Source organism: Alphaproteobacteria bacterium (assembly GCA_040216735.1).
GTDB lineage: Bacteria > Pseudomonadota > Alphaproteobacteria > SHVP01 > SHVP01 > CALJDF01.
Genome location: JAVJOO010000004.1, coordinates 386,953 through 410,880 on the forward strand (window position 1 = coordinate 386,953; position 23,928 = coordinate 410,880).

The following is a 23,928-nucleotide window of genomic DNA, read 5'->3' on the forward strand; positions in this document are numbered from 1 at the left end:
TTTATAGATTGGGCCATGCAAGTCCCGCCAACCGACCGGATTTCCTGACGTGTCGATTTCCAGCATGACCGGCTTCGCCCGCAAGGAAGGGCGGAGCGGGCCGTTCGAGTGGGCATGGGAAATGCGCAGCGTCAACGGTCGCGGGCTCGACCTGCGCTTGCGCCTACCCAGCGGCTTGGAGGACCTGGAAGGACACGTCCGCGCCGCCGCACCGAAACTGTTCAACCGCGGCAATATCCAAGTCTCGCTTCAGTTCGATCAGCGTGCCCAGCAGGAATTGCGGGTCAACCAAGACGTTCTGTCCCAGGTGCTGCGGGAACTCGCGGCCCTCCGGGGAACCCCAGGCACGACCGATGCGTCGCTTGACGGCGTACTGGCTCTGCGCGGTGTTTTGGAGCTCCAGGAGCAGGAAATTTCCCCGGACGAAATTGCATCCCGCGACGCGGCGTTGCTTTCGAGTTTCGATGCGTCCCTCGCGGCGCTCGATAAGGCGCGGCGCGAGGAGGGGGGACGGATCGACGTGACCCTGCGGGCCCATCTGGATACGATCGCGGCCCTCGTTGCCAAGGCCGAGGCCGTTGCTGCGAGCCGGCCTGAGTCGGCGCGCGAACGGCTGCGGACCCAGGTCGCCGACCTGCTGGCGGATCGGGCCGGTCTACCCGAAGACCGGTTGGCCCAGGAGCTGGCCCTGCTGTTGGTCAAATCCGACATCGCCGAGGAAATCCAGAGACTGCGGGCCCACATCGAATCGGCTTTCGATTCCCTCAACAGCGGCGAGGCGGTGGGCCGCCGTCTCGACTTTCTCTGTCAGGAATTCAACAGGGAAGCCAATACGCTATGTTCGAAAGCGGGCGATGTCGCGTTGACCGCCATCGGCCTTGATCTCAAGGTAGAGGTCGACCGCCTTCGCGAGCAGGTTCAAAACGTTGAGTAAGGCAACCGCGTCGATAAAGCGTCGCGGCTTCATGCTGGTCCTGTCGTCGCCGTCCGGCGCGGGTAAGACCACGTTGTCGCGCTGGTTGCTTGAAAACCGGAAGGATTTCGTGATGTCGGTTTCGGTGACGACCCGCCCGCCGCGGAAAAGCGAGATTGAAGGCCGGGACTACCGCTTCATCGACACTGCCACGTTTGACGCCATGGTTGCGGCGGGCGAACTGCTCGAACACGCGCAGGTCTTCGATCATTCCTATGGGTCGCCGAAACAACCGGTAACGGCGGCGCTCGAAAAGGGGCAGAACGTTCTGTTCGACATCGATTGGCAGGGCGCCCAGCAAATCGAGCAAACCACCGAAGAGCACGTTGTCTCGGTGTTCATTTTACCGCCCAGTTTCGAGGAGCTTCGCAACCGGTTGCGCAAACGCGGTCTCGACAGCGAGGCCGTCGTCGAGAGCCGCATGGCCAAGGCGCCGAACGAGATGAGTCATTGGTCGGAATACGACTACGTCCTGATCAACGAAGACGTAGACATCTGCACCAAGCAGCTCGAAACCATTATCGAAGCGGAGTCTCTCCGGCGACCTCGCCAAATCGGTCTGACGGAGTTCGTCCGCGCGCTACGGTGAAGCCGGAACGCGCGCGGCAATCGCACAGAACTGAGCGACGGTAAGATCCTCCGCGCGATCGGTCGGATCGATCCCGAGGTCGCCGAGCAATACGATAGGATTGTCGACGAGGCGCTTGAGGCTCGAGCGCAACATCTTACGGCGTTGGCCGAAGGCTGCGGCGGTCACGCGCTCCAAGCTGCCGGGGTCGATGGCGATGGGGTCGACGCGCGGCGTCAGGCGAACGACCGTCGAGTCGACCTTCGGCGGCGGCACGAAGGCTTGCGCCGGAACATCGAAGGCCCGTTGCACCTTGCATCGCCACTGGGCCAAGACGCTGATCCGGCCGTAGGTCTTGCTCCCGGGCGCGGCCACAAGCCGGTCGGCAACCTCCTTTTGGAACATCAGGGTCATGCCTGAGAACGGCAGCGGCGTCGCCGTGAGCCACTTCGCCAACAGGACCGTCGAGATGTTGTAGGGAAGGTTGGCGACAGCAAGGGCGTCCGGCGCGACGAGATCTACTTCCCGGCAACCGAGCGCGTCGGCCTCGATAACGGTCAGTCGGTTCGGATAGTGCGCCCCGAGATCGGCCAGCGCCGCAAGACACCGATAGTCGGTCTCCACCGCGACGACGCATGCCCCGGCCTCCAGCAACGCTCGCGTGAGCCCGCCCGGACCTGGCCCGACTTCGTAAACCGTCTTGCCGTGCACATCGCCGGCGGTACGCACAATCCGGCGCGTCAGGTTCAGGTCGAGGAGGAAATGCTGGCCGAGCGACTTGCGCGCGTCCAAGCCATGTTGCCGAATGACGTCGCGCAGAGGCGGCAGGTCCGCCGGTGCACTCACGCCGTTTGCGATCGGGTGCGGGCCATGGCCTGGGCGAGCCGCACCGCTTCGATAAAACTACTCGGGTCGGCCAGTCCCTTGCCGACAATATCCAGCGCGGTCCCGTGATCGGGGGAGGTTCGCACAAAGGGCAGGCCGAGCGTCACGTTGACCGCCCGCTCGAAGGCCAGTGTCTTGATCGGGATCAGGGCTTGGTCGTGATACATGCACAGAACGACGTCGTAGCCGCGCCGCGCCGCCGCGTGGAACAGGCTGTCGGCCGCCAGCGGACCAACGGCGTCGATCCCCCGCCCATGGAGCGCTGCGACGGCAGGGCGGATGATCGCGTCCTCTTCGGCACCGAACATGCCGTCCTCCCCGGCGTGGGGATTGAGGCCCGCGACGGCAATCCGTGGTCGCGCGATCCCGTAGTCCCGGCGCATCGCCTGCGCGGCCACCGCGCCGCAGTGCACGATAGCCTCGGTGGAGAGCGCTGCGATCGCGGCGCGGAGACCGACATGTACGGTGACCGGAATGACCTTGAGCGTGTCGGCCGCGAGCATCATCACCGTCGGAATGTCCCCGGCCAGGTGACCGAGGTAGTCGGTATGGCCGCTATAAGCGAACCCGGCTCGCATTAGGGTCGCCTTATGCACCGGGTTGGTCACGACGGCATTGGCCTGGCCGGCCCGGGTGTGCTCGACCGCGCGGTCGATAGCGCGCAGCACGGCGGGGGCATGTGCGACATCGGGTTTCCCCGACGTTGCCGCGCGCGGCAACGTTTCCCGCAACACCGGCAGGTGGCGCGCGAAGGCGGCGACCGCGTCGTGGGGCGAGCCGATTTCGGCGACCGCGATGTTCTGTCCCAGGGTGCGCGCGTTCTGCGCCAGATGGTCGGGATCGCCCACAAAATAGAACGGGCCCAACTTCTCCCGATCGCGGGCTTGCCAGGCTTTGAGGGTGATCTCGGCGCCGATCCCGGCGGGTTCGCCCATGGTGACGGCCGTCGCCGTAGCGAGGGCCGCGGCCATTAACGCACGTCCACGACTGCGTCTCGCCGCAAATCGCGCAAGTAGCGGCGGGCCAGCATCGAAAGTCGGGCCTGCCCGATGGAATTCTCGATCGCACGCCGGTTGGGTTCGATTGCGTCCGGCTGCTCGCGTTCGCAGACCATCAGAACGTGGATGCCGTTCTCGGTACGGACCGGCTGGCTGGCGTCGCCAACCGCCAGCGTGAGGATCGCTTCACGGAACTGAATTGGAGTATCCGATACGCGAACTTTGCCCAGGTCCCCCGATTCGGTGGAGCCCATCTCCTTCGACAGCTCGTCGAAATCCTCACACCCTCGGACGGTGCCGCTGATTGTGCGGGCCAACGCCATTTGGCTCTCGATCGCGTTGTCATCCGCGTCGGACTTGAGCGGGATAAATATCTGTTTGAGCGCGACAGTCACGTCCTCGGGATTGACGGCTGCGAAGCGTCGCCGGTCGCGGACCTGTAGAATATAGATGCCGTCCCGCGTCACGATCGGATCGCTGACTTGATCGACGGCGAGGGTTTCCAGCGTAGGGCCGACCGGTTCGGGAAGTTCGGCACTGCTTATCCACCCGAGGTCGCCGCCCGATGCAGCCGAAACCGATTGAGAGAACTGCTGGGCAATGATCCCGAACGCGGCGCCCCCCCGTAACTGTGATACCAAGGCTGCCGCGTTGCTTTCGATGTCTTTTCGGATGTTCGGATTTTGGTCGTTGAACGCGAGGAATATTTCGCTCGTCAGGTGTTCGTTCCGCCCGCCGGTTTTGAGGCGTTCCACCATTGTGTCGACTTCGTCTTGACCGACGACCACACGTGGTCGGAGCCGTTGGCCGACAACTTTGCTCCAAGCGATTTGGGCGCGCAATTGGTCGTGTAGGGACCCGATGTCGACCCCTTGGGAGCTCAGGAGTTTCTCGAGGTTACCTGAGTCCATGTTGTTCTGTTGTTCGATAAATTGGACTGCGCCGTCGATTTCTTGGTCGGCGATCGGAATATTGAGGCGTTTGGCCTCTTGAACCTGCAGTCGTTCGTCGATGAGGCTGTCCAAAATTTGTGCGCGAAACTGGTCGGCGATTCGCTCGGTCGGATTGGCGCCGGAACTCGAAATAACCAGTCTTACCCGTTGCTGCAGGTCGTAGTTCGAAATGACCTCGTCGTTGACCACCGCGGCGATCGTTTGGACCGATTGCGCCTGTCCGGGCACGGGCAGGCCGGCCACGAACGCAGCCAGCGCAACAACAATAGAGAGACGCCGCATCAACTGTGGCCAGTCGTTCGTTCGGGGCGCCGGGGAATTTTTCGCAAGATTATCCAAGATGCTTGAAGCGAACTCTGAACGAAACCGTCGTCGCCGGTTCGACGTCGCGGTCCCTGGTGAAGTCGCGTTTGAGGTCGACGCTGACATTGAAGCATTCGTCTTCGTAAACCAAGCCAATGCCTGAGTTAAGCGTCCCGCCGCCGTCCGTCAAGTCGCGCCGGGTGCTGCCGCGGAGGGTCCAGTACCGGCTTAGAGCGGCTAAAGCCGCGAGGTTGATTTCCTCGCGGTCGGTCAATTCGTCGGCCGTGAGTTCGCGCCGCAACCGGACATAGGTCGCATTCAGTCGGTAACGCGCGGGACCGGCTTCGAGAGCGATTTCGTTCCGCCGCATCGCAAGCGTGTCGCGGTCCAGGCGCACGCGTTCATAGAGGCGAAACAGCGGCGAAGGCGAAAGGTCGATGCGACCGACATAGTCCGAGTTGCGGGCTTCCAGTCCGGTCTTGTCGGCGAATGTATCGTCGGCCTTGGGGCGGAGAACCTGTCCCAGCAGGGCGCTCAGGTAGCCGCCGTCGTCGCCGTAAATGCCATAGCGGAAGCCGTAGTTCAGCCGCGCCCCGCCTTCGATCCGATCGATCCCGGGAAACCGGTTGTCGCTGAAGACGTTGGTGTCGTCGAACTCGAAGTTGAGGCTGTCCTCGTTCGGTATCTCTCCGGGATTGCCGCCATAGGGACTGATCGCGGCATTGACGATCGGTTCTAGAACCTGGCGCGCTCCCCGTTCGCGGCGGACCAGCGGTAAGCGCCAGTCCAAAGCGAGTTGGGGGATGAGCCGTCCCGTGAATCCGTCGTTCTGGGGGGTGGCGACATCGCTCGTCAGGTAGCCGTCCGCTTTGACCTCGGCCGTCAGCGTGCGCACGTCGCCCAGCTGGCCGACCTGTGGCAATTGCCACCGCCCGCGCGCCGACACGCGGGTGCTGTCGGTTCCTTGCCTGCGGGTCAGCGATAGGAAGTTGCTGTCCAGACGGAAGGTCCCGCCAAATTGATCGGGCGCGGAAACGAAATGATGCTCGAGCATCGGCAAGATCAACGGCGTTTCGCCGGGGTCGTCCTCGGTTCGCAGACCTTGAAAGTGGTAGGCGTTCGCCGCGGCGTAGTTCCGGCCTGAGAACCCTTCGACGAAGACGTTGGAGGTCAGGGTATCGGCATCGCTGATCTGATAGCGCCGCAAATAGGTATCGTCGCTGGCAATTGCGCCGTTGAAACCCCAGCGCCACGTGTCGTCCCAATCGAAGGTGCCGCGGGTAAAGAGGTGGCTGCGCGTTACCCGCCCGCCCGTCTTGACGTTGGCGTCGTTACGCACCTCGGGGCGGGTAATGCTGCCATTGATGCTGTACTGGCCGCTGGCGAGTCGTTCGCGAAACTCGCCGCCCAGGATGATGCCTTCCTTGGAGGTGAAAATCGGGCTGAACGTCGCATCCATGTTCGGCGCAATGTTGAAATAGTAAGGGACCTCGACCTGCACGCCGAGTTGGGTGCTTTGTGACTGGGTCGGAACGAGGAGCCCACTCTTCCGCTCTACGCTGGGATCGGGGTGCGAGAAATACGGCGTGTACAAGACCGGTACGCCAAACATTTCCAAGCGGGCGTTGGTGTAGGAAACCTGTTGCTTGACTTGGTCGTGGGTGACGGACCGCGCGCGAATGCGCCAAAGGGGAGTCGGATTGTCCTCGCAAACCCGGCAGGGCGAGTAGACGGCCCGACGCATGACGGTCCGGTTGCCGTCGGTCCGCGTCGCGCTGGAAGCGGCGAACCGTGAGTCGTCGGCGAGCAGTGCGCGAAATCCTTGGATCGACCCGTTTCTGAGCTGGTCGCTGAGTTCGACTTCTTCTGCGAACAGGACAGTACCGTCTTGCTCTAGAACGCTGACGTTGCCGCTCGCGGTGACGACATCGGCGGACTGATCGTAGCGCACCGTGTCGGCCTTCAGGACCCGCTCTCCGGCAACGATCTCGACGTTGCCTTTCGCGGCAACCACGCCCGCATCGGCGTCATAGGTGACATCGTCGGCTTCGAGGAGAACGTCCTCAAGCAGTTGTGCCTGCGCGCCGCCGACGCCGGTTGTAAACGCGACGAAACAGAGAATCGCGATCTTTCGAAAGAGGCGCCGCACGCGCCGGTCAGCCGTCTTCAAGGTGGAACATAAGCGACAGCCCAATCAGCGTACTCACCCCCGCCGGAGTCCAAGCCGCGAGAACCGCGGGGATTTTGCCCGAAAGCCCGAACGCGAGTACGACGTCGGACAGGACGAAGAACGCGAACCCGGCGAGAATGCCGCCGGTAATCAGCAAACCGGTACCCCCGCGCCGGGTCAGGCGTAACGAAAACGTGGCGGCGATAAGGACCATCGCCAGCAGCAGCAACGGCGCGGAAAGAATGGAGTGCCAGTGGAGCCGATGCTTTACCGCCGCGAATCCAGAGTCCTTCAGCAGGGCAATAAAGCGCGGCAGCGACCAAAACGAAATGGTCTCCGGCGACGCGAAGCTGTCCTGCATCTGGCCCAACGTCAATTCGGTCGCCAACCGGTAACGCGCATGTGTTTCCGGGCGCCCGTCGGCGGGGCTGATGGTGGCGTCAGTCAGGTCCCAATAGCCGTCGCGAAGGATTGCGCTTTTCGCATCGATCCGACCGACATAGCGGTCGTTCGACCCGGTTTGCTGGATGATGATGACGTCCACCAATTCTAGACCCTGCTGCGTCACCGCGCTGGCGTGGAGAACCTCGTGGCCGCCGTCGGTCGCGTGGCGGAACCACAGTCCGGTGCGGGTTACCGAGAGCAGTGTCGGGCGGCCCTCAAAGTACCGTGCCTCGAGCAACTCATGCCGGTTGGCGAGCAACGAGGCGAGGGGATTGAACACCGTGACGACGAATGCGCCCAGCGCAAAAGTGATCAAGAAGGCGGGCATCATGAACTGCCAAACCGACACACCGGCGGCCCGGGCGACGACCAACTCGTGGGTTCGGGTGAGCCGCGCGAAGGCGAACATGCCTCCGAACAACGCGGCGAAGGGCAGGATTTTTTGCAGGAGCGTCGGGAGTTGGAGGAGCGACATACCGACAACCACACCGAAGCCGATATTCTCGCCCGACGCACGGCGAAGTTGCTCGATCGTGTCGAACAGAAATACAAGCGTGCCTAGCCCAAACAGCGCGACGCCCATGCTCGTCAAGAACTGTCGGCCGAGATAAACCGAAAGAGTCCATGACAACCTCATGCGGCACCGTTAGGTATCGCTTGCGGAGGCCGCACGACATGACGCTGGTTGAAAAAGATGAACCACCCCGCGACCGCGCAAGTCAAAACGACATGGAGATAAAGCAACGGCGTCAGCGCCGGCAAAGCGGTGACGATCGGTCCGAGGGCCAAGGCGATGACCTCGAAGGCGATCGCCGCCGCGCCGGCGGCAACGAGGCGCGTCCAGCGCCCGCGACGCTTAAACTCGCCCGAGATCACGCCGGCGAGCGCGATCAGGGTCAGTGCGAGGGCAAAAAAAGGCGTGACCAATCTGCGATGTCCCTCGGCCCGGAGCTTGTCATAGTTCCGGATGTCGTCGGGGCCGCTGCCGGGGGCAAAAAGCTCCGACAGGTAGCGTTCGCCTGCTTCCCGCCAGCGGACGCCCGGCGCTGCGGCGATCGCGCCCAAGTCCAGCGTGTATTGGTCGAAATAGAGCAACGAGACTTGGCCACTCTTTCGATCGACTTCTTGGCGATTCCCATTGACCATGACGAAACGCGGGCCCTCGCCCGTCATGACGAGTTTGCCGCGCTCCGCCATCATGGTCACCGGGCGGGTGTCATCGCGGCTGTCATGAATGAGCAGGCCCTGCAGTTCGCCGTTGGTGAGCCGCTGCCGAACGTAGACCGTCACGTCGCTGACGAAGTTGTTGAACACCCCCTCTTGCACCAACACCGGCGCAAAGTTGTGCCGGACCTCGAACTGCATTTCCTTGAAGGTACGAAACCCGAGCGGCTGTAGGAGGAGGGTCAGGATGAACAGGATGAGGGTAAGGATGCCCGCCATCCACAGCGCGGGCGCAACAAGGCGGCCTTGGCTGAGGCCGGCCGCACGCATCACCACCAACTCGCTATCGTTGTCGAGCCGGTAGAAGACGAACAACGCGGCGCAAAACGCGGCAATCGGCAGAATGAGCGTCAGAAATCCGGGCAATAATAAAAGGGTGAGGTAAAGAAAGCCCGAGGTCGATAGACCGCGGTTAATGATCAAATCGAGAAACCGGAGGCTCTGGGTCAGCCACACGACGCCTGTCAGGGTCATGCTCACCACGAACAGCGGCCCCGCCAACTGACGGAAGATATAGCGGGTGAGGCTGTTCATAGGCCCATTATAGCGTATCGTCGACGCGGTTGAACCGCGCCGATGCGATGGGGCGCGATTTGTACCGACCGTCTTTTCTTGACCGGGCCGCCGACTATGATGGCCGGCCAGGGCGGATTGCGGCCAACCGCTCAACTCTAGACCACCCACACCTAAGGAGCGCAGAGAATGAAAGTCGGATTTACCAAGGTTGCGATGCCTGCTCGCGGCGCGCTTGTCGTGCCGGTTCTCGAGGGCCGCAAACTCACGGCAACCGGGGCGGCGGTCGATCAGCGCACGGGTGGGGCGTTGATGCGGGCTGTTCGGGCCGGCCATTTTAAGGGCGCCGCCGGACAGATCCTCGAACTCGCCGCACCGGCGGGCCTCAAGGCCAGCCGAATTGTCGCGATCGGCCTCGGAAAACCGGAAGATATCGGGGCCCTGACGCTGGAAAACGCCGGCGGTGCAGTGATTGGGAAGCTTTTGCGCTCCGGCGAGGAAGCCGTCGCGTTTGCCGTCGATCCGATCAAAGGGTGCAAGTTCAGCGCCGGCGACATTGCCGCACGCATCGCCAACGGGGCGGTCCTCGGTAGCTACACGTTCGATCATTACCGCACGACCCTCAAGCCCGAGCAAAAACCGTCGCTCAAGAGCGTCAATGTGATGGTGGCTAATCAGGCGGCCGCGCGGAAAGCCTATGCGCCGCTGGCGAAGATCGCCGAGGGCGTGTTCTTCACCCGAGACTTGGTCACCCAGCCCGCCAACATCATCTATCCCAAGACCTTGGCCGGGGAAGCCCGCAAACTCAGCAAGCTCGGGGTCAAGATCGAGGTCCTGGGACGCGCGCGGATGCAGCAACTCGGCATGGGTGCGCTGCTCGGCGTGGCCATGGGCAGTGCCCACGAGCCGCAAATGGTCGTCATGCGCTACGACGGCGGCAAGCGCGGGCAGGCGCCGCTCGCTTTCGTTGGCAAGGGGGTCACGTTCGACTCCGGCGGCATTTCCATCAAACCCGCACAGGGGATGGAGGACATGAAATGGGACATGGGCGGGTCCGCCGTCGTCATCGGTTTGATGAAGGCGCTCGCCGGCCGCAAGGCGAAGTGCAACGTGATCGGCGTCGTGGGCCTCGTCGAAAACATGCCGTCGGGGACGGCGCAACGGCCGGGCGACGTCGTCACCTCCATGTCGGGTCAGACCATCGAGGTCATTAATACCGATGCTGAAGGTCGTCTCGTCTTGGCCGACGCGCTTTGGTACACCCAAAAACGTTTCAAACCGAAGTTGATGATCGACCTCGCGACCCTGACCGGCGCGATGATTGTCGCGCTCGGCAACGACCAGGCCGGTGTGTTCGCAAGCGACGACAAACTGGCGGAGCGCCTATTCGCCGCGGGCCAATCCGTCGGCGAGTTGGTCTGGCGGCTCCCGATGTCGGCGGACTATGACAAGATGATCGATAGCGACATCGCCGACATGAAGAATGTCGGTGGACGCGGTGCCGGCAGTATCACGGCGGCGCAGTTCCTCAAGCGGTTCACCAACGACGTTCCCTGGGCCCACCTCGACATTGCCGGGGTCACCTGGAGCGCGAAAGCCAAACCGACGGTACCCAAGGGCGGGACCGGCTTCGGTGTACGCTTGCTCGATGAATTCGTTGCAGCGAACTACGAAAAGTAAGCGGCCATGACGGAGGTGAGCTTCTATCACCTTCAGCGCATGCCGCTCGACCAAGCGTTGCCCAAGTTGCTGGAGCGCGTGCTCGAGCGCGGGGAGCATGCGGTCGTGCTGGCGGGCTCGGCGGAACGGGTCGAGCACTTGAACGACGTTCTGTGGACCTACGATGCGGGATCGTTTCTACCGCATGGGTCCTCCGACGACGGGTCGGCGGACCGTCAGCCCGTCTACCTCACCACAAACGAGGAAAACCCCAACGACGCAGCGTTCCTCTGTCTCGTTGATGGCGGACAGCCTGGGTTCCTAGGCGCCTTCCAGCGGGTTCTGGACCTGTTCGACGGCAACGACGAGAGCGCGGTCGAGGCCGCCCGAACGCGCTGGAAGGCGGCAAAGGCGGCGGGCTTCGAGGTCACCTACTGGAAGCAAAGCGACGCGGGGCGCTGGGAGAAAGCCAACTAGGTTGCCCCCAAACCCGCCACCCCCTATAAGCGGCGCAAATTCAGACCCAATGGAGCGAGCCATGCCGGTAGAACGCACACTTTCGATCATCAAACCCGATGCAACGCGACGCAATCTGACCGGTAAGGTCAACGCGAAATTTGAAGAGGCCGGGTTGCGGATCGTGGCCCAGCGGCGCGTCCAGCTCACCCGGGGCCAAGCCGAAGCGTTCTACGGCGTTCACCGCGAACGCCCGTTCTTCGACAGCCTGTGCAGCTTCATGACGTCGGGTCCGGTCGTCGTGCAGGTTCTCGAAGGCGAGGGCGCGGTTGCCAAGAATCGCGAAGTGATGGGCGCAACCAATCCCGAGCAGGCGGCCCCCGGGACCGTTCGTAAGGAGTTCGCCGAGTCGATCGAAGCCAACTCAGTGCACGGTTCGGATTCGCCCGAAAACGCGGCCATCGAAATCGCGTTCTTCTTCAGCCAAACCGACATCGTCGGCTGACCGGCGACCGTTCGGCTCTAAACGATCCGGACGGCCGCTTCATCCGCGCGCCGTGGCTCGACTGCGCCGATGGTGAAGACCGCTTCGCCTGCCGTCGTGAGTGCCGCCGTGGCTCGGGCCACGTGTTCCGTGGCGACGACCAAGGCCATCCCGATACCGCAATTGAACGTACGCAACATCTCGGCCTCATCGACGCCGCCGGTTTGCGCCAGCCAAGAAAAGATCGGCGGTCGTTTCCAACTGCCGCGATCGAGGGCGACGCCGAGACCCGCAGGCAGGACGCGTGGGATGTTCTCCAGCAATCCGCCGCCGGTGATATGGGCGGCACCCTTGATCAGCCCGTCCTTCATTGGCGCCAGACAACTCCGGACATAAAGGCGCGTCGGCGTGAGCAACGCGTCGCCAAGGGCGACGCCCGGTGCAAAGGGGGCGTCGTCCTCGTAGCTGAGCCCTGCCATGTCGACGATCTTGCGAACCAGCGAAAAACCGTTCGAGTGGACGCCCGACGATGCGAGCCCCAGGACAACGTCGCCAGCTGCGATTCGCTCGCCGGTAATGAGTCCGTCCCGCTCGACGACACCGACGGCAAATCCAGCGAGGTCGTAGTCGCCCGGCGCATAGAGCCCCGGCAACTCGGCGGTTTCGCCGCCGACCAGGGCACACCCCGCCTCGCGGCAGCCTGCGGCGATACCCGAAACCACGTCGGCCGCCACGTCCACGCTGAGCTTGGCGCTGGCAAAATAGTCGAGGAAGAAGGTCGGCTCGGCGCCCTGGACGATCAAATCGTTCACGCACATTGCGACCAGATCGATCCCGACGCTGTCGTGACGGCCGACGGCATTGGCAATCAACAGCTTCGTGCCGACGCCGTCCGTGGTCGAAATCAGCAGGGGATCTTTGTATCCGGCGGCCTTGGGGTCGAAGATCGCACCGAACCCGCCCAGTCCCGCCGATGCGCCCGGTCGTGCGGTAGATGCCGCCATGGGTTTGATGCGATCGACCAATGCATTGCCGGCGTCGATGTCGACACCCGAATCGCGATAGGTCAAACCGTTGTGTCGGGGCATGATGCAGACCCAGAAAGAGAGGCCGCCTTGTTGAAGCCACACAGGGGCATCAGTATTCTCGGCAAGAGGGTCGGTAACATACCGGATCGCAGTCGCATTTCAATCGTGCTCGGACATCGATTTTGCCGTTCCGCCAAATTGGCGGCGCCGATCCTGCTTGGCCTGATCGTGGCCCTTGGCGCCGTTGGCGGGGCCGTCGCCCAGGACGGCAATCCGATCTTTGCGGTGAGCGGCGTTGCGGTTGACGAGACCGCCGCCTCGGCATCGGCGGCACGCGACATCGCCCTGGCCGCCGGACAACGGCGCGCGGCCCAACGGGTGTTCCAGCGCCTCATCATTCGGGCGGATCAACGCGCCTTGCCGCCGATCGGCGACGACATCGTTGCGCGGCTCGTTCAGAACATCGAAGTGGCGGACGAGAAGACATCCTCGACGCGCTATCTCGCGACGCTCACGGTCGCGTTCAAGCCCGACTTAGTGCGCGACTACCTGCGCGCAGCGGGCTTGCGGTTTTCCGAAACCGTGAGTCGGCCGCGTTTAGTCTTGCCGGTATTCGAGGCTGCCGGTGCGATCAACCTGTGGGATCCGCCCAACGCTTGGCGCGATGCTTGGGAGGCACGGCCCGTGGACCCCGACACGGTTGTCCCGCTGGTCCTTCCGGAAGGCGACCTCCAGGACATCGGTTCGATCGGTCCGATCCAGGCGCTGGCTGCCGAAGCCAGGCCGATCCAGACGATCGCGGCGCGCTACCGGGTGCGCGACGTCGTGGTCGCCCATGCGACGCTGGTCCAGGATCTCGCGGCCAACCGTCCCATTGTTCACGTATCGCTCCGCCATGTCGGGCCGACCAGCGGCGCGGTCAGCATCGAAACGTTTGTCGGCGAATCGCGCGACCGGGTGGACGCCCTCTTGGCCGAGGCCGTGCAACGCACCGTCGAACGCCTCGAGGACGAGTGGAAACGCGACAACTACCTGCGTTTCGACGAACCGGTACGCCTAAGCGCGAGCGTCGCCATTGGCACATTGTCGGACTGGCTGGAAATGCGCCGCCGGCTCGGCGGTGCCGCGGTGATTCAGAACGTCGAACTTGCCAGCATTACGCGGTCGGACGCGCAGGTCGTGATTCACTACCTTGGCGGCCCCGAGCAATTGGGGTTGGCGCTGGCGCAGCGCGATATCGATTTGGTGCAGGAAGATGGTTTTTGGATACTCCGCTTGTCCCGTCGTGCCGAGGCGTCCCGGACTCGGTAAGTCGCTGCCCCAATGAAACGCCTCCCCAACATCATCACGTTGATGCGGATTCTTGCGGTCCCGGTCCTCATCTGGCTGGTGGTCGTCGACGACCTGCGCGTGGCGTTCTGGTTGTTCCTGGCGGCAGGGATTTCCGATGCCGTCGACGGCTTTATCGCCAAACGCTTCGATGCGGTTTCGGAGGTCGGGATCTACCTCGATCCCCTCGCCGACAAGGTGCTTCTTGTCGGCATGTTTGTGACTTTGGGGGCGGTCGATCTGATGCCGCCGTGGTTGGTGATCCTGGTCGTGTCGCGGGACATCCTGATCGTTGGCGGTATCTTGTTTTCGTTTGCCCTTTCGTTGCCGTTGACCCCCAAACCGTCGTTGCTCGGCAAGTTCAATACCTTCACGCAGATTTCACTCGTGGCCGCTGTGTTGGCTTGGCATGGCCTCCTCGTGCCCCTTGAGGTACTCGTCGCGGCCATGACCTATGCCGTCGCTGCGGTAACGGCGTTGTCGGGGGGGCACTACATTTTGAAGTGGACCGGGACGGCCTTTCACGCAGAGACGCGGACCTGATGGCGCCGGCCCAACTCACTTTCGACTTACCGGTTCGCACCGCGCGCGGACGCGAAGACTTCTTCGTCGCACCGTGCAATCTGGAAGCTGTCGAGTGGATCGACCGGTGGCCGAATTGGTCTTCCCACGTTCTGGCTATTTACGGCCCCCCGGCCTGCGGTAAAACCCATTTAGCCCATGTCTGGCGCGCGCGAACGGGTGCCGCTACCGTTTCCACCGCCCAGCTCAACCGCGACCAGTTGCCACTAGGCCTCAGTGTTGGATTGGTTGTCGAACATGACGACCGACCCTTCGAGGAACTCGCCCTCCTTCACATCCACAATGCCATTGCCCAAGCGGGTGGCTCGCTCTTGCTGATCGGAGAGACGCCGCCTGCGCGTTGGCCGGTTGCCTTACCCGATCTGCGATCGCGGTTGCGCGCGGCGACCGCCGTAGGGGTCGGCCGTCCGGACGACGAACTGCTCGCCGCCGTCCTCGCGAAATTGTTCGCCGACCGCCAACTGGCGATCGGGCCTGACGTGATTGCCTTTATGATGACTCGGCTGGAACGTTCGTTCGAGGCCGCCCGGCGAACGGTCGAGCGGCTCGATGCGATGGCGCTGGAAACCGGGCGGCGCGTGTCGGTTCGCTTGGCCTCGGACGTCCTAAACGCGGAAGATGAGGAGCCGAATTCCGGCGCAGATGGAGGATGACAATGATTATGAAGAATCTGGCTGCATGGCGCGGCGCGGCGTCGATCTGGATCGCCGCAACTACAAGTGCGTGGGCGCAAGCTGATATCATGGGCCGCTGGGTCCCGCCGGAACAGGATTCGGTGATCGAGGTCTATCCCTGCGGCGAGCAGGTCTGCGGCCGGATAACCCATCTGAATGAACCGTTGGCAGACGGAAAGCCAAAGGTCGACATCAACAACCGAGACGAAACGTTGCGGAGCCGTCCGATCCTCGGCATGCAACTGCTCGAAGGTTTCGTCCAGAAGGGGCCCGGCGATTTCCGCGAGGGGCGGATCTACAACCCCCGCGACGGCAAGCTCTACAAAGCCGTCATCACGCTCCTGGACGATGGCACGCTGAAGCTACGCGGCTACGTCGGCGTCCCAGCTTTGGGTAAAACCCAAATCTGGAACCGGCCCTCCGACTAGGCGGTCAGATCCCGCGGCCGAACGAACGCCGACAAGGTGAGGGGCGTCGTGGCGAGGCGGGGCCACGTCGCCTCGGGCGACGTCAGTACCGCCAGGGCGCCGGTTGGGAAATGCGCCAGGAGCTCCGGATACCCTTCGGACTGTAGTGCCGCGAGCGACAGCGCGAGGTCGTGGAGCCCCGGATTATGTCCGATCGCCATCACGCTTTCGGTCGCGGCGGGCGTTTCCGCGACCGCGCGCAGGATATCGGACGGCGCAGCCAAGTAGAGTTCGTCCAGGTAGCGTATCGTTGGCGCGTCGATGGGCCATTGTGCCGCGGTCCTCAAGATTTCGAGAGTCTCCCGCGTGCGTTGCGCCGTGGAACACAGAATAAGAGCGGGTTGCAAGGCGTGGTCGCGCAGGTATCGACCGATCGCAGCGGCGGCGCTTCGGCCGCGCCCATTGAGGGGACGGTCCCTATCGTCCAGTCCGCCGTCGCCGTGCGAAGACTTTGCATGACGCAACAGATACAGTGTGACCATCTTGTGCCCTGAGTATGTGTCGATTATGACGGGGAAACGTCGCCCGCGTCACCGGATTGTTATAGTCACGTGCAAAGGTCGGTTCTTACCTCCAAAGAACCGGAAATGCATGAAATGGTCGAAAAAATCGTGGATCTAGGGACCGAAAAAATCAACGCGCCCGAACCGGCCCTCGCGACTCTCCCGACCCGCTTCATCAACCGCGAACTGTCGTGGTTGGCGTTCAACAAGCGAGTCCTGGGCGAGGCCGAGAACCCCAATCACCCGTTGCTTGAACGACTTCGGTTTCTATCGATCTCGGCCAACAACCTCGACGAATTTTTCATGGTTCGTGTCGCTGGCCTACTCGGCCAGGTTGCCGCAGGGGTCGAGGAACTAAGCCAAGACGGGCGCACGCCTGCCGACCAGCTCCGCGACGTCTGGGCGGGTGCCGAGCGCTTGATGGCCGAACAACAGCAGGTACTGCGCGAACTGTTGGCTGCGCTCGCGTCGAACGGAATCGACATCGCCCGACCGGACGATCTGACGGCGGACGACCGCGCGTGGCTGGAGAACCGTTTTCTTGAGCGTTACTTTCCTCTTCTGACCCCGCTCGCCATCGACCCCGCCCATCCGTTCCCGTTCCTGCCCAATCTCGGACTGGGATTGATGTTGCAGCTCAGACGAACTTCCGACGGTGGCTTGTTAAACGCGTTGGTACCGTTGCCGCGCCACTTGGAGCGTTTTGTCCCGCTGCCGCAAATCGACGGAAAAGCGAGGTTTATCGCCCTCGAGACCATTGTCGAATTGTTCCTGGGGCGTCTTTTTCCAGGCTACAGCCTCGAAGCGCGGGGCTGCTTTACGATCGTGCGCGATAGCGACCTTGAGGTCGAGGAGGAGGCGGAGGACCTCGTTCGTCTTTACGAGAGCGCGATCAAGCGGCGCCGGCGGGGCAGTGTGATCCGGCTCAAAGTGGACAGCCGGCTCCCCGAGGCCTTAATCCGTTTTCTCGCCCATGAACTTCGTCTTGAGGATCGATCCGTCATCGTCGTCGACGGATTGGTTGGCTTGGTCGACGTTCAGCAGTTGATTCTCTCTGAGCGCCGCGACCTTCTGTTTCCGCCGTTCCACGCCCGCTTCCCCGAACGAATCCGGGAATTTCGCGGCGACTGTTTCGCCGCGATCAGGCAAAAAGATATCGTCGTCCATCATCCCTACGAAAGCTTTGACGTCGTCGTGCAGTTCGTGCGCCAGGCGGCGCAGGACCCCGATGTCGTTGCCATCAAGCAAACGCTCTACCGCACCAGCGACGATTCGCCCATCGTCCAGGCACTGATCGCCGCCGCCGAGTCGGGCAAGACCGTCACCGCGTTGGTCGAGCTCAAGGCTCGGTTCGACGAAGAGGCCAACATCAAGTGGGCCCGCGACATGGAACGGGCGGGCGTTCAGGTGGTGTACGGATTCGTCCAGCTCAAGACCCACGCCAAGGTGTCGCTTGTTGTGCGAAAGGAAGGGCAGGGGTTGCGCACCTATGTCCACTTCGGCACCGGCAACTACCACCCGCAAACCGCGCGCATTTATACCGATCTGTCGTTCTTCACTACCGATCCCGCGCTGTGTCGCGACGCCGCACTTTTGTTCAACTACCTCACCGGTTACGCGGCGCCGGTGTCGCTCGAAAAGTTGAAAATATCGCCTGCCCATTTGCGGCAAACGATCCTCGCCGTGATCGAGGACGAGATCGGCCACGCAACGGCCGGCCGCCCGGCGGCGATCTGGGTAAAGCTGAACGCGTTGGTCGACGCCGAAACGATCGATGCGCTCTACCGAGCGTCGCAAGCCGGCGTCGAAGTAATGTTGATCGTCCGCGGGATCTGTTGCTTACGGCCCGGTATTCCGGGGCTCTCGGAGAATATTCGCGTCCGCAGCATCATCGGTCGCTTCTTGGAGCATTCGCGGATTCTCTGTGCCGGCGGTGGCCAGGGGCTCCCCTCAGCCGGCGCGCGCGTCTTCATCAGTTCCGCCGACTGGATGCCGCGGAACTTCGATCGGCGGGTTGAATCCCTGGTACCGATCGAGAATCCGACCGTGCACGAACAAATCATGGGTCAAATCATGATTGCCAACTTGAAAGACAACCAACAGGCGTGGGAACTCCAGACCGACGATTCGTACCGGCGCGTTGAGGACCAAGACGACGAGCCGTTTGCCGCCCATACTTATTTCATGACTAACCCGTCGCTCTCCGGGCGGGGCAAGGCGCTGCGCGCCGACAGCTTGCCACGGCTCGTTCTCGACGATGGGGATACATGAACCTAGCCACCCGTTTCCCGGTTGTTCCCGGTGCAGCCGACCGCAAGCCCTTTGCGGTTGTCGATATCGGATCAAATTCCGTGCGGATGGTGGTCTACGAATCGCTCAAGCGCGCGGCACTGCCGATCTTCAATGAAAAGGTCCTGTGCGGACTGGGGCGCGGCGTGCGCGAAAACGGCCGGCTCGACCCCGAGGCGGCGGAACTCACACTTCATACGCTGCGCCGGTATGCAGCGCTCGCCGAAGCGATGGGGGTTGGCGCATTAGAGGCCGTCGGGACGGCAGCAATTCGAGATTCCGCCGATGGGGCGGCGTTCATCACCCGTGTCCGCGAGCAGTGCGGGATTGATGTTCGCGTCTTGAGTGGGAACGAAGAGGGTTATTATTCCGCCCTCGGAGTCGCGGCGGCGATTCCAAGTGCCCATGGGGTGGTTGGCGACCTGGGCGGTGGTAGCCTCGAACTCGTCGGTCTCGATCATGGAAAGCCCGGCGACTCGACAACCCTGCCTTTAGGCGCGTTGCAGTTCGACGGTCGGATGCCGGCGGCGGCACACGTCGATTCGGTCATGGGACAGGTGCCTAACCTCGCCGCGTGGCAGGGGCGGACGCTCTATTGCGTCGGCGGGGTGTGGCGGACTTTGGCGCGGGTTCACATTCGTCAACGCCAAGTGCCGCTCCGGATCGTCCACGAATACCGGGTCAAGGCCCGGGAGTTCGCCGATTTTTCCCGCCTGCTCTCCAACATGAGTGCTGGGTCTCTGGCGGCGCTGGAGGGGGTTCCTACCAAGCGTGCCGCGGCGGTGCCGGTCGGCGCACTGGTTTTGGAGCGGTTGATTGCGGCGCTCAAACCGGTGGATGTTATTTTTTGCGGCTATGGCCTTCGAGAGGGGCTCGTTCAAAGCCATCTTGCACCCGACGAACGGCAACGCGATCCCTTCTTGGCATTTTGCGAAGACGAGGCCAGCCGGAGTTTACGCTTTGCCGCCCACGTCGATGAAGTTATGGCGTGGCTCGAGCCAGTATTGGGTGTGCCCGACGAAAGCGCGGCGCGATTGCGGCGGGGCGCCGTTCTGCTCAGCGAATTGGCGTGGCGTGGGCACCCCGATTACCGCGCAGAGCAGGCCCTGGTGCGAATTCTCCATGCGCCGTTTGTCGGTATCGGCCATCGCGGCCGCGCACTAGTTGCGCTCGCGGTTTACGAACGCTACCGCGGCGATCCGAACTTCGTTATGGCGGGGGAAGCCGGAAAATTGCTCGACGAACGCGAGACCGAACGGGCCATGACGCTGGGCAAGATACTGAACCTTGCCCATACGTTGAGCGGGGGGGCGCCGGGGCTTCTGCCCCGCACCCGGCTTGAGTTGTTGAATGGCGGATTGCATCTCACCCTGCCGAAAGAATTGGCGGATTTCGCCGGCGAGGTCGTACAGAAACGCCACAACGGGCTCGCCCGCCATCTCGGCGTCGAGCCGGTGACAGCGACCGCGGACTAACCCGCGACGTCGATCAACTTGACCTTGCGACCCATGGCGGCGAGCGCGATCTCGCCGTGTTTCAGCCGCAAGGCATCGGCACCAAACACGTCGCGCCGCCAGCCCTGCAGAGCGGCGACATCGGCCTCGTCGTCGGCGGCGATTTCTTCGAGATCGCTGACATTGGCGATCAGCTTCTGCGCGACCTCGTGGTCCTCGCATTTCATGCGCAGCAAAACCTTAAGCAACTCGACCAGCGGACCAATTCCCTGTGGCTTCTGGCCGCGCCCGGCGACATCGGGGAGTTCTTCCTTCGGGATAGCAAGGCCGCGGGCAACCGCAGCAATAATGGCGTCGCCCCGGGCACCTTCGGCGATCCCGCGTGGAAACCCGCGAATAGCGCCTAGCGCCTCGCGAGTTTTGGGCGGGTGGGCGGCAATCTCCAACAGAGCCTCGTCGCGGATTATCCGGTTCCGCGGCACATCGCGCAGTTGCGCCTCTTCCTCGCGCCAAGCCGCGACTTCTTGTAGAACCGCGACCATGCGCGGTTTGGGGTTGCGTAGCTTGAGCCGCCGCCAGGTATTGCGCGGATCGACTTCATAGGTACGCCGGTCGGTCAGGATCGCCATTTCCTCCGCCAACCAGTGCCGCCGTCCGTTCTTCTCAAGCATCCCCGATAGCTTTTCGTAAACCGGGCGCAGGTGGATGACATCGTCCAGCGCATAGCCGACCTGACGGTCGGTCAGGGGCCGTCGCGCCCAATCGGTGAACCGCGAATGCTTGTCGATATGGGCGCCGGCAAGGCGCGAGGCGAGGGTATCGTAAGCCACCGAGTCGCCGAAGCCGCAGACCATCGCCGCGACCTGACTGTCGAAGATGGGGTGGGGGACCTCGCCGCTCATGTGGTGGAAGATTTCCAGATCCTGACGGGCAGCGTGGAAAACCTTGAGGACGTCGGGGTTGGCGAGCAGCGCAAACAGTGGCGCGAGATCGATGTCGGGCGCCAACGGGTCGATGGCGACGGCTTCGTCTGGACCGGCGATTTGCACCAGGCAAAGTTTGGCCCAATACGTGCTCTCGCGCATGAACTCGGTGTCTACGGTGACATAGGCGTCTTTGGCCAACCGGGCACACAGCGCGGCGACTTCATCGGTGGTGGTCAGCATCGTCATAGGGGCTGTATACACGATCCGCGCGTTTGCCGCAGCGAAGTGCCTTGGCTTGACAAGCTGGCGGGGTCGTGCCCATTTTCGCGCGCATTTTCCCCCGAAATCTGCCGGAATCATCATGAAGAGTATCTATCGGAGCCATACCTGCGGCGATCTCACCGAGGCGAGCGTGGGGGAGACGGCAACGTTGTCCGGCTGGGTGCACCGCAAGCGCGACCATGGCAACCTCCTTTTTGTCGATCTGCGGGACCACTATGGCTTGACCCAGTGCGTCATCGAGACCGGGACCGAGGCATTCGCGGTGCTCGAACGGGTCCGCCCCGAAAGTGTCATCACCGTGGCCGGTCCGGTCGTCGCCCGCAGCGAAGACACGGTCAACGCGGCATTGCCCACCGGCCATGTCGAATTGCGTATCGAGCGCATCGAGGTTCTCTCGGCCGCCGATGAACTGCCGCTCCAGGTCTTTGGCGACCAGGTCTATCCCGAGGATACGCGTCTGCGGTACCGCTTCCTCGATCTGCGGCGGGAAAAACTGCACGACAACCTGATGCTGCGTTCGCGTGTGTTCGCCGGCGTCCGGCGACTGATGAACGAACAGGGTTTCACCGAGTTTCAGACGCCAATCTTGACGGCGAGTTCGCCCGAGGGCGCTCGCGACTTCCTCGTTCCGAGCCGATTGCACCCCGGGAAGTTCTACGCGTTGCCGCAGGCGCCGCAGCAGTTCAAGCAGCTCGTCATGGTGGCAGGCTTTGACCGCTATTTCCAAATCGCGCCGTGCTTTCGCGACGAAGACCCGCGCGCGGATCGATCGCCGGGCGAGTTCTATCAACTCGACCTAGAGATGTCCTTCGTCGAACAGGACGACGTGTTCACGGCGATCGAACCGGTGGTTCAGGGCGTTTTCTCGGAGTTTGGGACGTGGCAGGTGGACCCGGCGCCGTTCCGGCGCATTCCCCACGCCGACGCCATGCTCAAATACGGCATCGACAAGCCCGATCTGCGCAACCCCATCGAAATCTCGGACGTCACCGAGGCGTTCCGTGGATCGAGTTTCAAAATATTCGCGGGCGCGATCGAAAAAGGCGCGGTCGTTCGAGCGATCCCGGCCCCGGGGGCGGCGACTCAGCCGCGCAGCTTCTTCGACAAAATGAACGAGTGGGCGCGTGCTGACCAAGGCGCAGCCGGTTTGGGCTACATCGTCTTCGAAGGCGGCGAGGCCAAGGGCCCGATCGCCAAGAATCTGGACGCCGAGAGAACCAAGAAAATACGTGAGCTTTCAGGCGTAAGTGACGGCGATGCCGTATTTTTTTCCTGCGACAAAGCGCCGGGTGCCGCCGCCCTCGCCGGGGCCGCACGGATCCGATTGGGGCACGATCTCGACCTCCTGGAGCGGGACGCCTTTCGCTTTTGCTGGATTACCGACTTCCCACTCTACGAATACGACGCCGAGGCCAAGAAGGTCGAGTTCGCGCACAACCCGTTCTCCATGCCCAAGGGCGGCCTGGACGCCTTGGCGGCCGAGGATCCGTTGACGATCCGCAGCAACCAGTACGACCTCGTTTGCAACGGCCACGAACTGGCCAGCGGCGCGATCCGCAACCACCGGCCCGACGTGATGGTGAAGGCGTTCGAGATCGCCGGCTACAGCGCAGAAGAGGTTCAGAAACGCTTCGGCGGCCTCTACAACGCGTTTCATTACGGCGCGCCGCCCCATGGCGGCATGGCCTTCGGAATGGAGCGTATCGTGATGCTGCTGGCGGACGAGACAAACCTGCGCGAGGTGACCCTGTTCCCGATGAACCAGCGGGCCGAAGACCTGATGATGGGCGCGCCGTCCGAAGCGGCCCTGGCGCATTTGCGCGAACTATCGGTGCGCGTGGTTCTGCCGGAACCGAAAAAAGACGCCGGAAACTAGGAAAACGGTGCCGCCAAGCGTGGGCCAAGGCGACGTCTTCTCCGTCTAGCCCTGCTTTGTCGGGGCGTGTTCGGCCGGCGCGTCGCCAATGCGGCGGAGGGCGCTGCGCACCTGGCGAAGCATGTCCGGCTCGCCGCCATCCATGCCTTCCTCGGCGGCGACCTGTAGCTCGCGCGCATCGGCCTCCCAACGCGCCAGGACGTCCCGTTTCTGTACTTCGGTCAGGAAGGTCGCCTCCAGAACCTCGCCGGGTTCGTTGAACACCGACGTCGGGCTGTGGAGAGCGTCGTGCAGTTTGCTGGACATAGATCTGTTTCCTCTCAGCGTTGATTTGCTTAGTGAACGGTGACGAAGGTGCATTCGGCTGTGCGTCCAACGCGTTCGGACGTGCTGCCTTGGATCAGGCTTTCGAGCCGGTTTAGGCCGCGGCGGCCCATTACAATGGCGTCGGCTTCTTCTTCCGCAGCGGTTTCGACGATGCACCTGGCGGGATCGCCGGTCTTCAACTTGAGCTTTGAACCCGGGATGTCGGTTTGCGCCGCCGTGTTTTCTGCACGCTGCAGGATACCTTCGCCAATGTCCTTGAGTATCCCGGGCGGGATCACCGTGATGGGCGGCGAGCCCACTACTGTACCGGCGGGTACCATTGTCGATTGTCGGATTTGTTCAGCCAGTTCCTCGCTGACCCCCGGCATCGCGGCAATCTCGTCGGCCTTTGCTGTATGCATCAGGACATGGAGAAAGATAAGGCGCGACTCGAAGCGTTTCGCCAGTTCGCACCCAACGGCAACAGCCTGTTCGGCATGGGGCGACCCGTCGGTGGGAATCAAGATTCTCTTGAACATGTTCAGCCTCCGTGTTGGACGACGTTCACGGATACTTCTCTCA

23 protein-coding genes are annotated in these 23,928 nt (G+C 62.8%); 12 read left to right on the forward strand and 11 right to left on the reverse strand.

The genetic code is table 11. The annotated features are described in order from the left end of the window. Positions 1–49: 49 nt before the first annotated feature. Both RID42_12275 and gmk read left to right on the forward strand, forming a co-directional pair. Positions 50–934: a YicC/YloC family endoribonuclease gene (locus RID42_12275; protein ID MEQ8248445.1), complete on the forward strand. Its 885-nt coding sequence runs from the start codon at positions 50–52 to the stop codon at positions 932–934. A gap of 31 nt (positions 935–965) precedes the next feature. Next, complete coding sequence (gene gmk / locus RID42_12280; GenBank protein ID MEQ8248446.1) at positions 966–1,562, forward strand: guanylate kinase; 597 nt, start codon at positions 966–968, stop codon at positions 1,560–1,562. Here gmk and rsmA read toward each other — a convergent pair. The 6 genes from rsmA to lptF are packed head-to-tail and all read right to left on the reverse strand — an operon-like array spanning position 1,554 to position 9,052. Next, on the reverse strand, positions 1,554–2,387 hold the full coding sequence (gene rsmA, locus RID42_12285; GenBank protein MEQ8248447.1) for a 16S rRNA (adenine(1518)-N(6)/adenine(1519)-N(6))-dimethyltransferase RsmA: 834 nt from the start codon (positions 2,385–2,387) through the stop codon (positions 1,554–1,556). The two genes, gmk and rsmA, sit on opposite strands and share 9 nt — an antisense overlap. Then, on the reverse strand, positions 2,384–3,397 hold the full coding sequence (gene pdxA / locus RID42_12290; protein ID MEQ8248448.1) for a 4-hydroxythreonine-4-phosphate dehydrogenase PdxA: 1,014 nt from the start codon (positions 3,395–3,397) through the stop codon (positions 2,384–2,386). The genes rsmA and pdxA overlap by 4 nt, the downstream gene beginning before the upstream one ends. Then, a complete protein-coding gene (locus RID42_12295; GenBank protein ID MEQ8248449.1) occupies positions 3,397–4,659 on the reverse strand; it encodes a peptidylprolyl isomerase in 1,263 nt (420 codons plus the stop codon). Before RID42_12295 ends, pdxA begins: the two co-directional genes overlap by 1 nt. 49 nt (positions 4,660–4,708) lie before the next feature. Next, the gene (gene lptD / locus RID42_12300; protein MEQ8248450.1) at positions 4,709–6,850 is read right to left on the reverse strand and encodes an LPS assembly protein LptD; all 2,142 of its coding nucleotides are present in this window, start codon (positions 6,848–6,850) and stop codon (positions 4,709–4,711) included. Further along, positions 6,837–7,931, reverse strand: coding sequence for an LPS export ABC transporter permease LptG (gene lptG / locus RID42_12305; GenBank protein ID MEQ8248451.1), 1,095 nt, complete (start codon positions 7,929–7,931; stop codon positions 6,837–6,839). The genes lptD and lptG overlap by 14 nt, the downstream gene beginning before the upstream one ends. Next, a complete protein-coding gene (gene lptF, locus RID42_12310; GenBank protein MEQ8248452.1) occupies positions 7,928–9,052 on the reverse strand; it encodes an LPS export ABC transporter permease LptF in 1,125 nt (374 codons plus the stop codon). The genes lptG and lptF overlap by 4 nt, the downstream gene beginning before the upstream one ends. 168 nt (positions 9,053–9,220) lie before the next feature. On the opposite strand from lptF, the gene RID42_12315 reads away from it, so the two are divergent. The 3 genes from RID42_12315 to ndk all read left to right on the forward strand — a co-directional run bounded on the left by RID42_12315 (position 9,221) and on the right by ndk (position 11,651). After that, entirely contained in the window at positions 9,221–10,711 is a 1,491-nt protein-coding gene (locus RID42_12315) for a leucyl aminopeptidase (GenBank protein MEQ8248453.1), read from the forward strand. Between the two features lie 6 nt (positions 10,712–10,717). Next, positions 10,718–11,167, forward strand: a complete 450-nt coding sequence (locus RID42_12320; protein MEQ8248454.1) for a DNA polymerase III subunit chi — start codon at positions 10,718–10,720, stop codon at positions 11,165–11,167. Positions 11,168–11,228: 61 nt separating this feature from the next. Next, the gene (gene ndk, locus RID42_12325; protein ID MEQ8248455.1) at positions 11,229–11,651 is read left to right on the forward strand and encodes a nucleoside-diphosphate kinase; all 423 of its coding nucleotides are present in this window, start codon (positions 11,229–11,231) and stop codon (positions 11,649–11,651) included. A 17-nt stretch (positions 11,652–11,668) separates the two neighbouring features. Here the strand turns inward: ndk and purM are convergent, their stop codons facing one another. Continuing rightward, entirely contained in the window at positions 11,669–12,718 is a 1,050-nt protein-coding gene (gene purM / locus RID42_12330) for a phosphoribosylformylglycinamidine cyclo-ligase (protein MEQ8248456.1), read from the reverse strand. 27 nt (positions 12,719–12,745) lie between these two features. Here purM and RID42_12335 point away from each other — a divergent pair, with 27 nt between their 5' ends. The 4 genes from RID42_12335 to RID42_12350 are packed head-to-tail and all read left to right on the forward strand — an operon-like array spanning position 12,746 to position 15,671. Continuing rightward, positions 12,746–13,969 carry a DUF2066 domain-containing protein gene (locus RID42_12335; protein MEQ8248457.1) on the forward strand — a complete coding sequence of 408 codons (1,224 nt, stop codon included), beginning with the start codon at positions 12,746–12,748 and terminating at the stop codon, positions 13,967–13,969. Between the two features lie 12 nt (positions 13,970–13,981). Then, positions 13,982–14,530 (forward strand): CDP-alcohol phosphatidyltransferase family protein, encoded by a 549-nt coding sequence (locus RID42_12340; protein ID MEQ8248458.1) that lies wholly within the window; start codon positions 13,982–13,984, stop codon positions 14,528–14,530. After that, the gene (locus RID42_12345) at positions 14,530–15,222 is read left to right on the forward strand and encodes a DnaA/Hda family protein (protein ID MEQ8248459.1); all 693 of its coding nucleotides are present in this window, start codon (positions 14,530–14,532) and stop codon (positions 15,220–15,222) included. The genes RID42_12340 and RID42_12345 overlap by 1 nt, the downstream gene beginning before the upstream one ends. 2 nt (positions 15,223–15,224) lie before the next feature. Beyond that, positions 15,225–15,671, forward strand: a complete 447-nt coding sequence (locus tag RID42_12350) for a DUF2147 domain-containing protein (GenBank protein MEQ8248460.1) — start codon at positions 15,225–15,227, stop codon at positions 15,669–15,671. Here RID42_12350 and RID42_12355 read toward each other — a convergent pair. Then, the gene (locus tag RID42_12355; protein MEQ8248461.1) at positions 15,668–16,192 is read right to left on the reverse strand and encodes a histidine phosphatase family protein; all 525 of its coding nucleotides are present in this window, start codon (positions 16,190–16,192) and stop codon (positions 15,668–15,670) included. The two genes, RID42_12350 and RID42_12355, sit on opposite strands and share 4 nt — an antisense overlap. Before the next feature lie 114 nt (positions 16,193–16,306). Between RID42_12355 and RID42_12360 the strand changes: the two genes are divergently transcribed. Together RID42_12360 and RID42_12365 are read left to right on the forward strand one after the other, a co-directional pair. Next, entirely contained in the window at positions 16,307–18,484 is a 2,178-nt protein-coding gene (locus tag RID42_12360; protein ID MEQ8248462.1) for an RNA degradosome polyphosphate kinase, read from the forward strand. Beyond that, positions 18,481–19,977: a Ppx/GppA phosphatase family protein gene (locus RID42_12365; protein MEQ8248463.1), complete on the forward strand. Its 1,497-nt coding sequence runs from the start codon at positions 18,481–18,483 to the stop codon at positions 19,975–19,977. Before RID42_12360 ends, RID42_12365 begins: the two co-directional genes overlap by 4 nt. On the opposite strand, the gene rnd is transcribed toward RID42_12365, so the two are convergent. Beyond that, complete coding sequence (rnd, locus tag RID42_12370; GenBank protein ID MEQ8248464.1) at positions 19,974–21,128, reverse strand: ribonuclease D; 1,155 nt, start codon at positions 21,126–21,128, stop codon at positions 19,974–19,976. The genes RID42_12365 and rnd overlap by 4 nt on opposite strands. Before the next feature lie 115 nt (positions 21,129–21,243). Here rnd and aspS point away from each other — a divergent pair, with 115 nt between their 5' ends. Continuing rightward, the gene (gene aspS, locus RID42_12375) at positions 21,244–23,040 is read left to right on the forward strand and encodes an aspartate--tRNA ligase (GenBank protein MEQ8248465.1); all 1,797 of its coding nucleotides are present in this window, start codon (positions 21,244–21,246) and stop codon (positions 23,038–23,040) included. Between the two features lie 45 nt (positions 23,041–23,085). Here the strand turns inward: aspS and RID42_12380 are convergent, their stop codons facing one another. Further along, positions 23,086–23,346 (reverse strand): hypothetical protein, encoded by a 261-nt coding sequence (locus RID42_12380; protein MEQ8248466.1) that lies wholly within the window; start codon positions 23,344–23,346, stop codon positions 23,086–23,088. A 29-nt stretch (positions 23,347–23,375) separates the two neighbouring features. Continuing rightward, positions 23,376–23,885, reverse strand: a complete 510-nt coding sequence (locus RID42_12385; GenBank protein ID MEQ8248467.1) for a universal stress protein — start codon at positions 23,883–23,885, stop codon at positions 23,376–23,378. Positions 23,886–23,928: the final 43 nt, after the last annotated feature.